This window comes from Metabacillus sp. KJ11-3, from assembly GCF_055808295.1.
In genome coordinates this window covers 1704436-1720390 of sequence record NZ_CM147865.1, presented here as the reverse complement: position 1 = coordinate 1720390, position 15955 = coordinate 1704436, and the positions used below count along the sequence as shown (strand labels likewise).

Genomic DNA, 15955 nt, shown 5'->3' with positions numbered 1-15955 from the left:
TATCTGCCTCCTCCTATCGAACTTTTAAACGTGGATCAATGAGTAAATAGATACAATCTACTAGCATATGAATGGATACAAATAAAATAGCTGCAAAAACAACATAACCTTGAATGACAGGATAATCTCGCATATTAATAGATTCTATGACATATCGACCTAAACCTGGCCATGAAAAAATTGTTTCTACAATGATACTTCCGCCTAGCATATATGCAAAGCTTGTACCAACCATCGTTACAATTGGTAATAAAGCATGCTTGAATACTTGAAATACTAAAATCCTATTTTTCGATATTCCTCTTGCTCTAGATGCCTTAACAAATGGTTGCTGCAACATCTCCAGCATTTGCATGCGCAAAACTCGCGCATATACTGTCCCAAGGCTGAAACCTAATGTTGTCGCTGGTAAAATTAAATTTTCCCAATTATTTCTTCCCATTGATGGTAACCATCCAAAGTGAACTGAGAAAAGATACATAAATAAGAATCCTAACCAAAATGTAGGTATCGCTGAACCTAAGAGTGCTAATACACGCCCTATTTTATCCACTACTCCATTTTCATAAACAGCCGTAGAGATTCCTAAAATCAAAGTCACTAATAACATAACGCCAAGCCCTGCAAATGCTAGCTCTAACGTAGCTGGTAACCTCGCAAACAACTCACTTATGACCGGCCTTTCTGAAACATATGACTCGCCCCATTGCCCAGTAAATATTTGCTGTAACCATTCAATATATTGAACGCCAATAGAATTTGTTAAGCCTAGTTCACTCTTTAGTGCATAAATAGCTTCATCAGAAACAGGAACATCATTGGCTTTTAACATAATCGTTGCCGGATCTCCAGGCGAAATTCTAACCAATAAAAATGTTAGCGTCGATACAAAAAAAATAACAAGAAATAATTGAAGAGTATGTTGTAGTACGAATTTTTGCATAATGTATGATTACTCTTTGTCAACATTGGCATTATTATAGTAATACTCGATTGAAAATGCCTCAAAGCCTTTCAATTTATTGTTCACTGCAAATACAGTATTTGGATATACAATATATGAATGAGGTACTTCCTTTCCAATTTCCTCTTGAATTTGGATTGCTAAAGAATTCATTTTTTCTGAATCAGTTGTTTGATGTAATTCATTGATCATTTCATCAACTGTCTGTGAAGCAAAATGGTTTTTGTTTGATGAACTATTCGATTTATAGAAAACCTCTAAGAAAAAATTTGGACTACCTGTATGAGCAGTAAGCATACTATACATGGCTAAATCCCATTCTTCATTATTCAGTGTTTCATCAATATTCTCTACTTGGCGAATAGTTACTTTCATCCCTTGTTCAAGTAATTTGCTTTGAATAACCTCTGCCATAACAGTTAGCTCAGGACGTTGTGGGAATGATAAGAGGGTGGCTTCAAATACTTTCCCGTTTTTTTCCCACAAACCATCTTTGCCTTTTGTCCAACCATCTTGGTGCATTAACTGTTCAACAGAAACATCTTCCTGTGTTTCATTTAATTGTCCAAATGGTAAAACTGGTGAGAATGGACCAACTGCTACAGTTCCTTGACCTTTCATAACAGATTCCACAATTTCTTGGCGTGGAATTAATGAATCGACAGCTTTTCGAATAGCTAATTGCTTAAATATGGGAGATTCCAAATTGTACATCATCAAATGTGTACGTAATGATTTAGCTGTTAAAACCTCAAATTCATCATTTTTTTCTAAAACTTCAATGTTGTCAACTGAAATATCGGTTGCACCATCTACATCTCCAGATTGTAAAGCCATTAATCTCGTATTACCGTCAGCAATAAACTTAATCGTTACTTCAGCTAGTTTTGCTTTTTCACCCCAATAGTCTTCATAACGATGTACAATTAGAGATTCGTCTTGGTTAAATTGTTTTATCATATATACACCAGTAAACGCCGGATAGCTATCCTCTTTATCTAGAGAATCCACATCCACGACAATCGTGCCTGGCGCTGCTAAGTTTGAGATTAGTGCAGCATTAATTTCTGTTGTTTCAATTTTTAACTCTGTTTCTGAAACAACTTCCATAGATTTAATTTTTAATAAATCATTTGTTCCTTGATTATTTTCAATGGCACGTTGTAAAGAATTCTTTACAGCCGTTGCATCCATTACTTTTCCGTTATGAAATGTTACATTTTCTTGCAGACGGAACAACCAAGTACGATCATCTACTTGCTCCCATGATTTTACCAACCATGGTATAGGTACTAATTCTTCATTTAATTTAATTAAGGTTTCTGCAGTTCCTGATCGCATTACCTCCCAGCTATCTTCACTATGTGGATCTAAACTTGATGGACTCCAAGTAAAGGCTAAGGTAGCAGTCTTTTCACCCACTTCTTTGCTGTCATTAGCTACTTGTTCTTCCTCGTTAGCTGAGCAACCTACTAATGCAATAAGGAATAATGCCATAAAAAACCATGTAGCCAAGCTTTTGTACCTTTTCTTCATTTCTTCTCCTCCTAAAAACAATTGTTACAACAGGCTTTTTTACTTCTGTGCACCCGTGTTAAATAATTCAAAATAAAAAGCACTCCTGACTTAAGAGGTCAGAAATGCCTTAGAAAAATACACAGGTAGTGTCTAAAAATCCACAAAATATGATAAGCAAAACTAGCCACCTCCCTATTTTCCCGTAGGTTTATCAGTGATGTTCATATAGGCAGGTCTCCTGACTTATCTTCTACACAACTTGCGCCTTCCCGCTTTTCTCATAAAAAGCAGTGACATTATGCAAGTTGCTCAAAAATTACAGTGGCGGGAACCGTGTCGGATTTTCACCAAACTTCCCTTTTAAGCTATCTATCTTTGAGAAAGGTATAGCACCTATATTAATAATTATGAAGTTTTTTACATAATACCATACAATAATGAAATAATGGCAAAAAATTAAGACTTATGTTAATTGATAATAATATTTAGAGGGTTACAACTTAAATTTAACCTTACACTCTTAAACTCTATCCTTCAATTCATAAAAGGAACAAACGATATTTCCCATTTTTATTAATATATCTGAGACAAATAATATAATAGAAACACCCTTAATTTCTTCTACTAACTTCTGGTTAAATGTCAAATATGAACACACATATCGGGAAATTTACTGGTACTTACGAAAAAGTATTCTGCAAAATCAACCGATTACCTTTTCTTTGGATACATTTTATCTATAATAAGCTTCTTTATTAAAAACAATCTAATCTGTTATGATATAGTTTCATCTTCATGGATTCTTTTCTTTAAGAAATTTCTCTTTTTCTTTTCTAAGATAATGAGAGAAAGTAATAAAAACCCATTACAAGCTAATACACCCCATATCAAATAATAAACTCGATGCGCCAACAAAAGAAAAATACACAAATGAAACAGCAATTATTTTTCCTAGCCATTTCCCCAATATTATTTCACAGTATTCAACAAAATTGTAGCCCGGATAATGTCTAGCTAAAACACTAAATAAAATAACGATAATCATTGATATCCCTATTCCGAATAGTGATGCTATACTTGCTAGTCCTAAAGGGGTAAGGAGAATAGAGCTGCCTATCGTAAAAACAACCACTTATAATCCGAATTGAAGTGGAGAGATTTTTTTGTTATCTATCAAAAGTGATTCCACCTTTTTTCAAGCTATATATACAGCTCCTATTCTTTCCTAAGTTTTACAAATTAGTCTAAAAGAGATACCCCTTAAATGGTTTTAGTTTATCTACTTTTTTTAAACAGTCTTAATCAAGGGACAACCTTTCAAAAAACAATATTCCTTTGTACATCGTTTACTATTTCATTCTCATTAGGCTGAAGTTTAGCAGGTTTTCATTCACCTCATCAACGATATGAATAGCAAAGGATCTGGAAGAAAGTTATTTGTTGAGTAAATAATGGTAGATTTTCATAAAATAAAGAAAGGACTTTACTTTGAGGAATGGGTGACTCAAAGTAAAGTCCTTAAATAATTTTCTACTGTTACAATCAGTTTGTACTTATTACGGTATAGGACCATGATTTGCAGCTATAATAGCTGCCATTCTATCTAAGGCTTCTTGTACTGTCGTTGGGTCAGGATCTAACCAATCTCCTGTATTAGTTGGCGTGTAACCTAAACCAGCAGCATCATCCAAATATTCAATTCTGGTATTTCCTGTTAAAGTTACTCTACTACGTACAGGTATAGAATCTACAGTTGCCCTAATTCTCGTAGCAACAGTGTTTACTCCGTTAACAGTTAAACTACCTTTAATAGCGAAGCTAAGGAGATCGAAAGGATCGATAGGAACGGTTCCGTTTGTCACATTAACGACTACATCACCATCCGTACCTCCCCCGATAAGATGCACTTGAGTATCATACGGTACAATAGAATTTATAGTGATGACTGGTTGTGGTAAAGGTAAAGGTACTCCTCCAACATAGGAAGCGAACATTGTTACATTGGCTCCATTCTGTGTATACCCTCCGAATAATTGAGAGTCACGGATATTTATTTGACTAAGAAAAGTACTATTTCCTGTAAAGACTGGCGTCGGACTAATATTAACGCTAACAAAGAATAATCTACCAGTGGAAGGTGTAATGGCATTTGTTGAAAAGTCAAAATTAAGGGGTCCTGTCAATAATGATAGGTCTGCAAAACCTGAACGATTATCGACATTAAGATTGCCATCCCATGATGGATCATCAATATCAAAAGGGATGGCTAATCGAGTTAATAAATGATTAGTTCCAACCAATTGTACATTTGCCTTGAGATGAATTAATGGTTCGGTATAAGTACCGGGTCCTATGGAGATAGCATATCGTTTAGTTGGAGAAGCATCTGTGATAAATGCCATGGCTGCAGTAACGGTCAAGAATGGATCACATTCACTACCATCAGCTGTTGCATCGTTACCAGCTTTATTTACATACACAATTTGAGTGGCTACTGGAGGAGGTTCTATACATCCGGGTCCTGGTATACCTTGAGGTCCTTGTTCTCCTTGAGGTCCTTGTTCTCCTTGAGGTCCTTGTTTTCCTTGAGGTCCTTGTTCTCCTTGAGGTCCTTGTTCTCCTTGAGGTCCTTGTTTTCCTTGAGGTCCTTGTTCTCCTTGAGGTCCTTGTGATCCTGGAATTCCTTGTGGTCCTTGTTCTCCTTGAGGGCCTCGAGGGCCTGGTGGACAGGTAGGAGGGCACGGAGGTTTGGTTTTTGATGGACAACATCCGTTAAGTTTCATCCTAGCTATTTTATTTTTTCTTGTCATTTTCTCACTCCAATACTTTATATTTTATAAATTACGTCATAAATTAAAGATTTGATTGCACGATTGTCTAATAGTATTAAGATTTCCATTAAGCCCTTCCATTGTGAAGTTCTTTCATTACTCCTACTCAAACATTGATAATATCAATAGATTTTATGCATAAAAACACTATCACAAATAAGACAAAGAGCCTAACCTAAAACTAGATTTTTGCTTTTTACCTAACCGCACGCTTCATAGGCACATACCGAAATGATGCCTTGTTCATTTACTACACAGTCTGCAATTTTTTCGAATTGCTCCAGCTCTTATCACTGATGTCTTCTAGATCTCCCCACTCAATATGTCCCCAAGTCCGAACAGAATCGTTATTGGAATTAACGAATCAATTTTATTAGACAAATATAGGGAAATTGTATGAGGATAAAAATCTCCATTTGCCCAATAGAAGTCAAAATTATTCATGATGTGTAAGTTTTTTCTTTGTTCTTTGCTCAATTGCTGTGAAGCATATTTCTGTCATTTTCAATTAATAGAATATGTTCACCATGTGTGATACCTAAAACGATAAATGAAACCACCGTTTCAATGTATTTGGTTGGATATCATATATATAACATATATGTCCCCCGTTATCTTTCTTTAATTGATCTATCACTGGCTGAACATATCATATCTATTCATGAACTAGTCTCCTTATGCTAGCAATTACCCACTCGGGCTAAAAGTTCTTTTTGAACTTCCCCGTTTGTTCAAAAAAGTCTATAAATTTAATACTTCTTTCAAGACAGGCATTGCTTGTTCATAATCATTTTTGTAATGTGCAAAACTTTCCTCCGCCATAATTTCGAAACCTGCCTTAAGATAAAGCCCAATTGCTTTATAACTTCAAGTCTGTGTATGTAAAAATACATCTTTTTAACCTTCATAAAATAGGAATCTATTTAAGCACTCAGATACCAAAGCCTTCCCAAGTCCATAGCCCTGATAATTTTTTTTACTGCGAACCAATGAATGGATGGTACTTTTTCCGGCCCTCCAAAATCCCACCAGCTTGTGATTGTACCAATTTCCTCACCACCTTTATTTTGAACAAATAGAAGTCGTTTTCTTAGTTCATCAAAATAAGGTGAATAATGAGAATGAAAGTATTTAAGCGCTTCTTCAGTATTTTGGAATTCACCAACAGATGTTACAATTTTGGCCCATTGTTCTTCTTTACCTTCAGTGAACCAGGAAAACGAGTATCCTTTTGGCAATTCAACATTTGTAATTGGCTTAACAAAGCTTCTTTTCATTATTACATTAAAGTATGGTAATGATTTATCTAACACTTTTAAATCTCCCCTTTTTTTACCGTGAAGTTTTCTTTTTTATTAGATTAACCTGATCCTTCAATCTCTCCTGATCACCTTTCATAATTAACTTCTATTTACTATCCAATCTGGTCATACATACTCGTAATGGATTCGATATGAAATTGATTATTCTTTCTAGTTAAGCTGTACTGCCGCGTTAGTTTAAGTATATTTCTTCACAATATTTAGATTGTTATTCCTTAATTTAACCCGATCGCTTACGAAATCCAAATTTTTACAGAACCTATTTCTATAGTAAGTCTTTTATTAAACCGATAATAGAAATACCTTAGCCCTCAAGCCCACTCAATATAAAAATAGAGAAACGACTATATCGCTTCTCTAATAATTATTCAGTTTGACTTTTTCTTTTTATGATTTACCATATCGTAGGTTGATGAAAATTTACACCTAGCACTCTATCTTTATTTGGCATCATCCTCTGTGAATGTTGTGTGTTCTAAATATTTTTTTCGATAATTCTTTCCCCACTCGTACATTGACTCTAAGATCGGCATTAATGTCTTTCCTTGTTCGGTTAAAGAGTATTCCACTTTCGGAGGTACAACTGGATATACTTCACGATGAACGATTAAGTCTTCTTCAAGTTCTCTTAACTGATTGACTAACATACGTTGTGTGATTCCTGGAATCAATGATTTTAATTGGTTGAAACGCAGTGTTCCATCCTTTCCTAAATGCCACATGATTAGCATTTTCCATTTTCCACCAATCACTTGTAATGTTAGTTCTTTTTCGCAATTAAATGTCTTCTCATCAAAACGGCTCATGGGTTCCTCCTTTGTATACTCAATAGCAATTAGTATACTTTTATACACTATATGATTTAAAAGTGCGTACTTTTAGTTTTGAATAATTCTAATATAATTGATACTGTAAGAAAACTCAAACAGTAGCCGTTAAGGAGGAAATAAGATGGAATTACAACTAGCATTAGATTTAGTAAATATCGAAGAAGCAAAACAAGTGGTGGGTGAAGTTCAGGAATTTATAGATATTGTTGAAATTGGTACACCAGTCGTTATTAACGAAGGATTAAGAGCAGTTAAAGAAGTAAAAGAAGCATTTCCAAATCTTACAGTTTTAGCAGATTTAAAGGTTATGGATGCCGGGGGCTATGAAGTGATGAAGGCTTCTGAAGCAGGTGCCGGAATTGTCACAATTCTTGGTGCAACAGATGATGCAACAATTATAGGTGCGGTTGAAGAAGCAAAAAAACATGGTACAAAAATCTTAGTTGATATGATTAATGTGAAAGATATTGAACAACGTGCCAAAGAAATTGATGCTCTTGGCGTTGACTATATTTGCGTACATACAGGTTACGATCTTCAAGCTGCAGGAGAAAATTCCTTTGAGCAATTACGCACAATCAAACGTGTTGTATCGAACGCAAAAACGGCTGTAGCTGGCGGAATTAAACTAGAAACACTACCGGAAGTCATTGCTGCTCAACCCGATTTAGTTATTGTCGGTGGCGGAATAACAGGGAAAGATGACAAAAAAGCGGTCGCATCTGAAATGCAAAAATTAGTTAAAGAAGCTACTTTAGTATAATCGGGGCAATATATGGAAACATCTTATTATCTTTCAAAAGTATTGGAAGAATTAAACCATTCTGTTAAGTATATTACGGATGCTGATGCCGAGGGTTTAGTTAAAGCCATTAGATCCTCAAATAAAGTGTTTGTTGCAGGTGCAGGCCGATCAGGTTTTATGGGAAAATCATTTGCCATGAGAATGATGCATATGGGAATCGATTCATATGTTGTCGGTGAAACAGTTACGGCTAATATCGCAGAAAATGATTTACTTATTATTGCTTCAGGATCAGGAGAAACAAAAAGCTTAATTTCCATGGCTGAGAAAGCAAAAGGTTATAGGTCTAAAGTGGCTGTTGTAACAATTAATCCTGAATCCACCATTGGAAAACTAGCCGATATTATTGTCAAAATGCCTGGTTCTCCTAAAGATCAGGAGACCAGCGAGTATCAAACGATTCAACCAATGGCATCACTTTTTGAACAAACGCTGTTACTGTTTTTCGATAGTTTAATATTAAGATATATGGAGCTAGAAGGATTAAATTCTAAATCCATGTTTACTAAACATGCTAACCTCGAATAGCAATGTGATATTATAAGCAGAAATGTATGAAGTTCATACACTTCTGCTTATAAATTTTTTCAGTGAATGTATTTCTTTTCCGAGTTTCTACTATTATATTTGAAATCTTCTTGATTGATAGAAAAAGTCAATCCCTCTTAAAAACCTGACATCTGTGGGGCATTATTAACTATATAGCTTCTTTTCTCTCTTCACGATCCTTACCCCAAATTTCCTCCAGCTCCTCAAGTGTTTTCCCTTTCGTTTCAGGAACCATCTTCCATATGAAAAATACAGCTAATAGACTAATAAATCCATAGATGCCAAACGTCATACCACCAAAAAGATCGTTTAATGGCGGGAATGTAGATGAAATCGTTAAATTAGCCAACCAATGTAAAGCTACTGCAATTGATGTCGCCTGACCACGAATCTTATTTGGAAAAATTTCAGAGACGATGACCCATGTAACGACTCCCCATGAAAATTGAAAACTGGCAACATATAATAAGATGAATAGTAATGTTGAAAGCCCAAATATGTCCATTGATGCTAATGCTGCTACAGTAAACAGGCTTACTGCACAACCAATAGATCCTCCAATTAATAATGGCTTTCGGCCCCAGCTATCTACAAACAAAATAGCCAAGGCCATAAATACAACATTGATAACACCAACAATAACAGTTTGCAACATAGATCCATTTTGACCGGCACCCAATTCTTCAAAAATCCTTGGGGCATAATATAAAATAACATTAATTCCGATTAATTGTTGTAATATTGCAATAGCTATTCCTATACCGATGACTAGTTTTCCATATGAGAAAATATGAGCTTTACCTGTTGTTTGATTTAATAAAGAAGTTTTTATATCATCCATTATTTCTTGTGCCCTATTTTTAGAACCGTTTACTTTTTCCAGAATAGATAAGGCTTGATGATAATCTTTTTTTATAGAAAGATATCTCGGGGTTTCTGGTACGAAAAATAGTAAAATAAAAAAGAGAAAAGCCGGTATCATTTCTGAAGCAAACATATATCTCCATCCAATATCATCAATCCATGCAGAACTCTGACCGGATACAATCGATAAGTTTACAATATATACGACTAGCGCACCGACTCCGATCGCTAATGTGTACAGTGCCACATACTTTCCTCTACTTCCTTGAGGTGAGATTTCACTTATATATACAGGAGCGATAGCAGAACCAATCCCAACTCCAATTCCACCTATAATCCTGTACAAATTAAACATTAGCAACAAACCAATGGTAGGCTGGTCTTTTGTGAAAAATAGCAGTTCCGGATAAGCACTACCTAACGCTGATAAAAAGAACAAAATAGCAGCTATTATTAATGTTTTCTTTCTCCCTATTCTATTGGCAAGGTACCCTGAAATGATGCCTCCTACCACACATCCAAATAATGCACTTGACACGGTTAACCCATGAGCAAACGAGCCTAACCCTAAGGTATCAATTAAGTATCTTTGTACAGACTGTTCTGCACCAGAGATAACAGCTGTGTCGTAACCGAAAAGAAAGCCGGCTAATGCAACAGTTAAGACAACTGTAAGAATATATCGGTTATTTTTCATCTTGTTACTCCTCCACAACTTAAATTTAAGCGCTTTCATATTCAAAAATAATGATTTTTCATATAAGACTAACTATGATTCTTGTATAACCTAATCCAACTATTTATGATTTATTTCTTAAATAGTTGAAATAGGTTACACGAGTGGTTTTTTCATTTTGAGCGCCTTCTTCTCAAACGATTCTCATTCAGGAAGTACCTCGTCTGCAAAGTACTCCCCGATTTATCTACTTTTTTTATATTTTCATTTGTTCTTTTTGCAGTAATGTTTCTAAATATTCATAGGTTCTTTTGGCAATTGGATAAGGTTTTTCAAACGGTGCCGGATACATGTCCTGTTCCACGATCGCCCAGCCATTAAAGTTAATCTCCTTTAACAATTGTACAAAGGCTTCAAAATCCACGATCCCTTTTTCCGGTTCACACATTATATCCTCGCTTACTGCTTTTGCAAAAGACCACCCTTCTTCCTGCATTCTCTTTCTTACTTCCAGATCACAGCTTTTCACATGAAGATATGGTATTCTTAAGTGATGTTTTTTCATAAAAGCAACAGGATCACCGTCTGTATAAGCGTGATGTCCAGTATCTAAACAAAGATTTACATCACTATCCCGTAACAATTTTTCTATTTGTTCCTCTGTTTCGATGTGACTTTGAGCATGTGGGTGAAAAACAACTTCCAATCCGTATTCAGATTTTGCATGGTTTTTAATTCGATCAACGTTGGTAATGAATTGTTCCCATTCTTGTTCATTTAATTCAGGGGAACGAACAAGTTCACCAGTAAATAAATCTGTATAACAATCATCAATTAAAACAACATATTTAGCAGTTGGAAACTTTAATTGAAGTTCGCTCATTTCGTCTAGCAATGCAATCATTTCATCTGTTTTAGTATCAGAGGTTAAATCACCTACTAATGTTGTCGCTGTTAGTGTTAAGTTTCTTTTATCTAATTCTTCCTTTAATTGATGATACTCATTTGGAAGATAACCCCAAGGGCCGAGTTCTACTCCTTGATATCCCGCTTTCTCCATCTCGTCTAAACATCTTTCCCAATGCGTTTGTTTTTCATTTTCTGGAAACCATACTCCCCATGAATCAGGTGCAGTGCCTACTTTAATGTTCATACTATAACTCCCCCTTTTTCACTTACATCAATCCAGTTCTTTTCTTCAGCAGATGTTAAGATGGCGCTTACAGTTTTATCAATACTTGCTCCGAACTCGAAATCACATACATATGGAGTATTTTTTGTTACGGCAGAAAGGAGTTCGTGCGCCTCTAATACCTTCATATCGTTATAGCCAATCGCAATTCCTGCAGCAGGGTAAAATGCGGAATATCCTTTGTGTTCAGGACTTAGAAATACCGTTCTGAACCCTCTATCCCTGCTATTGTCGGAAGTAAAATACACATTCACTTCATTCATACGTTCAAGAGAATAATAAACTGTTCCTCCCGTTCCTTGTATTTCATAGGTTAAGTAATTCTTTCTTCCTGCCGCAACTCTACTTGAGGAAATCATGCCTACTGCACCATTTTCATAATTTGCTAGAATTGAGATCACATCATCATTCTCTACTTTGGCATACTCTGATGATCCTGCAGATACCGGTCTTTCTTCTATGACAATTTTTGATAATGCATTTACACATTGAATGTTTCCAAGGATATATTGTGAAACACTTATTAAATGTGAACCAAGGTCGCCTAGTGATCCAGATCCAGAAAATTTATTAATATGACGCCATGTAATAGGCAGGGATTCATCTAATAACCCATCCTGGTCATACGTTCCAGTGAATTTAACAATCTTGCCTAGTTTACCAGAATCGACAAGCTCTTTTATATAGGCATTAGCCGGATTCATAACATTGTTATATCCTACATAATTAACAACACCTTTTTGTTTTGCTAGTTCCGCTAATTCTACAGATTGTTCAGCAGACAATGTTAAAGGTTTTTCACAATAAACATGTTTTCCATTTTCTAATGCTGCCTTTGCTATTTCATAATGAAAGGCATTAGGTGTGGCAATATCAATGATGTCTACTCTTTCATCTGTTACAACCTCTTTCCAATCCGATGTACATCTTAAAAACCCCAATTGTTCCCTTGCCATTTTTGCAGCATCTTCACTAACATCTGAAACTACTTCAAATACAGGTGTACCGGCATCAGGTCCGAAGATCATTAAAGCGTTTGCAAAAGCGTTCGTATGAGCCTTTCCCATCCAACCTGCTCCTATAAGTCCAATTCTTACGTCCATTAAAACTCCTCCTACATTTATTATTGTTGATGATGCTTTAATCTTATTACAGGCATCCAAAACAGTCATTACTCTATATTGCCTAAAAATTTAGGAATATTGCTCTTTCTAAAAAAATCCTTTTGATGTAACTTAGTAGTAAATAGTTTAATAGAAAATGTTTCGAGGTGATGTGTTTTATGAAGATAAAGGATAAAGGAACGTTACCCCAATCTAAAATGTTTTTTACGATGACAAATGAATTTGCCAAAAAAGCACTTTATTACCTCATTTATTCAGGGACATTTTATTGTAGTGAAAAATATAAGGTGAGTAGAGAGAATTTTAATAGTTTTTTATTTTTATATGTAAAAAAAGGGAAAATGAATTTCACTTATAAAGATCGTCAATTTATGGCACCTGCAAGCACCTTTGTATTTCTCGATTGTTATCACCCACACTCCTATCATGCAGAAGAAGAAACGATTTTTGATTTCTTCCATTTTACCGGTAATTCAAGTAGAGAATATTTCGACCTCCTTTATGGTAAAAACGGTAGTGTATACCCTATGTATGACAATCATATTATTCTTGATTATGTGAAACTTATTTTAAAAATGGCTGAACAAAATGAAGTTGATGAACATAGTGTTTCGATCACGATCCAAAAAATACTTTATGAACTGAATCAATTCTCTAATTTTTCCAACGACTCAACGGAAAATAAAATAAAACAAGCGATCCTTTTCTTGGAGAATCACCATACAGAAAACATAAAACTTGAAGATATTGCCAATCACGTATACTTAAGTTCTTACTACTTTACAAGGATATTTAAAAAACATATGGACTGCTCACCCATTCAGTATTTAATTAACTATCGAATTAATAATGCGAAGAAGCTCCTACACAATACTAGTTTGACGATCAATGAAATATCTACTGTTTGTGGATTCAATAATACTTCTCATTTTGTTACAACATTTAAAAACCATGTAAACATGTCTCCAAAAAAATTTAGAGACATACCATTCTAAACATGACATGGAAACATCCCATTTCCTGTTCAAGCTGTGATACAACTCCGCCTCTATCACTGATGAGCTCCTCCACTTAAAAAATAGAATCTTGTGACAAATAGCAATAAATGGTTAAATGGAAGTATCATCTATTTTTCTGCAATTCTACGCTTCATAAGGAGGGGAATCTGTTTGAAATCTTTTGAAAAGCTACACCCATTATTAAAAAGCTTTGTCGAGAAAGGTCCGGCTGGATGTGCCTGTTCCGTTACCTATCAAGGGCAAACAGTATTTGAAGATTTTATTGGCTATAGTGACCTTGAAATGAGAAAACCAATTTTACCTGATACGATTTATAGAATTTATTCAAACACCAAAGTGATCACATGTGTGGCTGCCCTTATTTTATATGAACGGGGCATGTTTTTGCTGAACGATCCTCTTGAAGAGTATCTTCCTGAATTCAAAGAACCAAAATTTTACCATAGAAATCAAAACGAAGATTTGTCGATCATTCCCTCTTCAAAATCAATCAGGGTAAAAGATCTCTTCACGATGACCTCTGGTTTAACCTATGGAGGGGAAGGAAATGAAACCGAACGTCAGGTAAAACTAGCACTCAATAACTACAACAACGACAAAGGTTCTGAGATTTTAGATGTAAGAACCCTCTCCAAAATGCTAAGCGATATTCCACTAGCCTTTGAACCTGGGACAAAATGGCACTATGGTTATAGCCATGATGTCTTGGGAGCACTGATTGAAGTTCTGTCCGGTAAATCCTTTGGAACGTTTTTAAAAGATGAAATTTTTGATCCTTTGGAAATGAAGGATACATTTTTCAAGATTCCCGAGGAGAAAAAAGCGCGTCTTTGCAGCCTTTACAATCGTAATGAAAATGGAGAGTTAACCAAAAATTCATTAATGGACGGGAGTTATCAGCCAGAAGCCAAGTTTGAAAGCGGAGGCGGAGGGTTGCTGTCTACGTTAGGCGACTATAGTCGATTTGCCCACATGTTGGCAAACGGCGGAGAGCATAACGGTGTCAAAATTTTAGGTAGGAAGACGATTGAACTAATGTCCACCAACCATCTACAGCCAGAGGTGTTGCCATCCTATAATTGGGATTATCTGAAGGGTTATGGTTATGGATTGGGTGTCAGAGTCATGAACAATCCGCCATTAGCTGGCAGTAACAGTTCAATTGGAGAATTCGGATGGTGTGGATTAGCTGGCACATGGGTCATGATCGACCCAAAAGAAAAACTCTCTGCTGTGTATATGCAGCAAATGTTCCCTAACTTTGAAGCTTACCATCACCCACGGCTTCGCTCGGTTATTTATAGTTCGATTTGAGAGAATACGACTTCCTCTAGAGGAAATACCGCCTAACCACACCTTCATTGTTGGAAATAAACTTCCACATGAAGATGTGGTTTTTAAAATTGAAGAAAGGGCTTCCAACTAAAATGGGAAGCCCTTGTTTTTAGGATTATTCTTTCTCCGTGAATCTCCAAAAATCCATATTATTTATCTCCTTCTACACTGCATTTTTTTTTATATGAATAACTTTTTTAAAACAAAAATCAGCGCATGTATATTGGCGTTCAATTGTTCTTTCTTTCCAGAATCTTTTCCAGCATTTAGTTGGTTGGTCACATTGATACAAGCCTCTAATTCTATAATAGATAGATTTAATTTGTTTTGTTGTAAATATTCGTATGAACGTGATAAATGATGTTTTACTTGATTTTGAATTTCGCTATTTTCTATTTTTTCCGCTATGGATTTCACACACTTGTAATTTTCTAATAGATGATCAAACCCGAGCAATTCAATTTGGGAAAGAGAGGTTACATTTGATACACCATTATCAATGAATTCAAATCGATAGTATGAAAAAGCACCTGGATTTTCGATTGTAAAAGCTTTTGTGTATCTCCTCCATTTAAAATGAACATGTTCTTTTCGATCAAGAACTTCCCAATCCTCTCCATCATTTGATCCAAGTAACAACCAGCTTTTAGTGATGGAACATATTTAAGTGAACTTGAAGCAGTCGACCAACACGGAATTCATTTGAATCCCATAGCACAAGGTGATTTTAAAACACTATATCCGAATCAATGGAATTTCTGCCATTAAATAAAAGAGTGGCATCCCTACTTTTGAACTATATTGACAGGAACAATGCGTTCTCACAAATTTCTGTAAATGCTTTAAAGAAGATAAAGTTTTGTGCATTTACAATCAGTATCTTCTATGCGAACCGGGATTCCAATTAGGATAACAGCTATTTTTAA

14 protein-coding genes, 1 pseudogene and 1 riboswitch are annotated in these 15955 nt (G+C 35.3%); of the genes and pseudogenes, 5 read left to right on the top strand and 10 right to left on the bottom strand.

Annotation, left to right across the window (positions count from 1 at the left end; all coding sequences use genetic code 11):
• Window positions 1–13: 13 nt before the first annotated feature.
• The 6 genes from nikB to AC0L8O_RS09050 all read right to left on the bottom strand — a co-directional run bounded on the left by nikB (window position 14) and on the right by AC0L8O_RS09050 (window position 7441).
• Window positions 14–943, bottom strand: a complete 930-nt coding sequence (gene nikB, locus AC0L8O_RS09075; RefSeq protein WP_473447449.1) for a nickel ABC transporter permease — start codon at window positions 941–943, stop codon at window positions 14–16.
• A gap of 9 nt (window positions 944–952) precedes the next feature.
• On the bottom strand, window positions 953–2500 hold the full coding sequence (locus AC0L8O_RS09070; RefSeq protein ID WP_473447447.1) for an ABC transporter substrate-binding protein: 1548 nt from the start codon (window positions 2498–2500) through the stop codon (window positions 953–955).
• A 193-nt stretch (window positions 2501–2693) separates the two neighbouring features.
• A riboswitch (cobalamin riboswitch) is annotated at window positions 2694–2894 on the bottom strand.
• 453 nt (window positions 2895–3347) lie between these two features.
• Entirely contained in the window at window positions 3348–3614 is a 267-nt protein-coding gene (locus tag AC0L8O_RS09065) for a GerAB/ArcD/ProY family transporter (RefSeq protein WP_473447444.1), read from the bottom strand.
• 424 nt (window positions 3615–4038) lie between these two features.
• Window positions 4039–5292, bottom strand: a complete 1254-nt coding sequence (locus tag AC0L8O_RS09060) for an exosporium leader peptide (protein WP_473447441.1) — start codon at window positions 5290–5292, stop codon at window positions 4039–4041.
• A gap of 944 nt (window positions 5293–6236) precedes the next feature.
• Window positions 6237–6626 (bottom strand): hypothetical protein, encoded by a 390-nt coding sequence (locus tag AC0L8O_RS09055; protein ID WP_473447438.1) that lies wholly within the window; start codon window positions 6624–6626, stop codon window positions 6237–6239.
• A gap of 449 nt (window positions 6627–7075) precedes the next feature.
• On the bottom strand, window positions 7076–7441 hold the full coding sequence (locus AC0L8O_RS09050) for a winged helix-turn-helix transcriptional regulator (protein WP_473447435.1): 366 nt from the start codon (window positions 7439–7441) through the stop codon (window positions 7076–7078).
• A 145-nt stretch (window positions 7442–7586) separates the two neighbouring features.
• On the opposite strand from AC0L8O_RS09050, the gene hxlA reads away from it, so the two are divergent.
• Complete coding sequence (hxlA, locus tag AC0L8O_RS09045) at window positions 7587–8228, top strand: 3-hexulose-6-phosphate synthase (RefSeq protein WP_473447433.1); 642 nt, start codon at window positions 7587–7589, stop codon at window positions 8226–8228.
• A 12-nt stretch (window positions 8229–8240) separates the two neighbouring features.
• Window positions 8241–8798 carry a 6-phospho-3-hexuloisomerase gene (gene hxlB / locus AC0L8O_RS09040; RefSeq protein ID WP_473447431.1) on the top strand — a complete coding sequence of 186 codons (558 nt, stop codon included), beginning with the start codon at window positions 8241–8243 and terminating at the stop codon, window positions 8796–8798.
• 169 nt (window positions 8799–8967) lie between these two features.
• Here hxlB and AC0L8O_RS09035 read toward each other — a convergent pair whose 3' ends face one another.
• The 3 genes from AC0L8O_RS09035 to AC0L8O_RS09025 all read right to left on the bottom strand — a co-directional run bounded on the left by AC0L8O_RS09035 (window position 8968) and on the right by AC0L8O_RS09025 (window position 12654).
• Window positions 8968–10380, bottom strand: a complete 1413-nt coding sequence (locus AC0L8O_RS09035; RefSeq protein ID WP_473447429.1) for a sugar porter family MFS transporter — start codon at window positions 10378–10380, stop codon at window positions 8968–8970.
• Between the two features lie 235 nt (window positions 10381–10615).
• Window positions 10616–11512 (bottom strand): sugar phosphate isomerase/epimerase family protein, encoded by an 897-nt coding sequence (locus AC0L8O_RS09030; protein WP_473447427.1) that lies wholly within the window; start codon window positions 11510–11512, stop codon window positions 10616–10618.
• Window positions 11509–12654 carry a Gfo/Idh/MocA family protein gene (locus AC0L8O_RS09025; RefSeq protein WP_473447425.1) on the bottom strand — a complete coding sequence of 382 codons (1146 nt, stop codon included), beginning with the start codon at window positions 12652–12654 and terminating at the stop codon, window positions 11509–11511. Before AC0L8O_RS09025 ends, AC0L8O_RS09030 begins: the two co-directional genes overlap by 4 nt.
• Window positions 12655–12833: 179 nt before the next feature.
• On the opposite strand from AC0L8O_RS09025, the gene AC0L8O_RS09020 reads away from it, so the two are divergent.
• A complete protein-coding gene (locus AC0L8O_RS09020) occupies window positions 12834–13670 on the top strand; it encodes a helix-turn-helix transcriptional regulator (RefSeq protein ID WP_473447424.1) in 837 nt (278 codons plus the stop codon).
• Between the two features lie 174 nt (window positions 13671–13844).
• Entirely contained in the window at window positions 13845–15008 is a 1164-nt protein-coding gene (locus AC0L8O_RS09015) for a serine hydrolase domain-containing protein (protein ID WP_473447423.1), read from the top strand.
• Window positions 15009–15209: 201 nt separating this feature from the next.
• Here the strand turns inward: AC0L8O_RS09015 and AC0L8O_RS09010 are convergent, their stop codons facing one another.
• Entirely contained in the window at window positions 15210–15668 is a 459-nt protein-coding gene (locus AC0L8O_RS09010) for a hypothetical protein (protein WP_473447422.1), read from the bottom strand.
• Between the two features lie 149 nt (window positions 15669–15817).
• Here AC0L8O_RS09010 and AC0L8O_RS09005 point away from each other — a divergent pair.
• Window positions 15818–15916: pseudogene (locus AC0L8O_RS09005) on the top strand (DUF2975 domain-containing protein); the annotation flags it as partial.
• Window positions 15917–15955: the final 39 nt, after the last annotated feature.

What these genes read in the sequence shown, in the direction of transcription:
- nikB (WP_473447449.1), bottom strand. Translation starts at nt 943, where the DNA reads ATGCAAAAATTCGTACTACAACATACTCTTCAATTATTTCTTGTTATT.
- AC0L8O_RS09070 (WP_473447447.1), bottom strand. Translation starts at nt 2,500, where the DNA reads ATGAAGAAAAGGTACAAAAGCTTGGCTACATGGTTTTTTATGGCATTA.
- AC0L8O_RS09060 (WP_473447441.1), bottom strand. Translation starts at nt 5,292, where the DNA reads ATGACAAGAAAAAATAAAATAGCTAGGATGAAACTTAACGGATGTTGT.
- AC0L8O_RS09050 (WP_473447435.1), bottom strand. Translation starts at nt 7,441, where the DNA reads ATGAGCCGTTTTGATGAGAAGACATTTAATTGCGAAAAAGAACTAACA.
- hxlA (WP_473447433.1), top strand. Translation starts at nt 7,587, where the DNA reads ATGGAATTACAACTAGCATTAGATTTAGTAAATATCGAAGAAGCAAAA.
- hxlB (WP_473447431.1), top strand. Translation starts at nt 8,241, where the DNA reads ATGGAAACATCTTATTATCTTTCAAAAGTATTGGAAGAATTAAACCAT.
- AC0L8O_RS09035 (WP_473447429.1), bottom strand. Translation starts at nt 10,380, where the DNA reads ATGAAAAATAACCGATATATTCTTACAGTTGTCTTAACTGTTGCATTA.
- AC0L8O_RS09030 (WP_473447427.1), bottom strand. Translation starts at nt 11,512, where the DNA reads ATGAACATTAAAGTAGGCACTGCACCTGATTCATGGGGAGTATGGTTT.
- AC0L8O_RS09025 (WP_473447425.1), bottom strand. Translation starts at nt 12,654, where the DNA reads ATGGACGTAAGAATTGGACTTATAGGAGCAGGTTGGATGGGAAAGGCT.
- AC0L8O_RS09020 (WP_473447424.1), top strand. Translation starts at nt 12,834, where the DNA reads ATGAAGATAAAGGATAAAGGAACGTTACCCCAATCTAAAATGTTTTTT.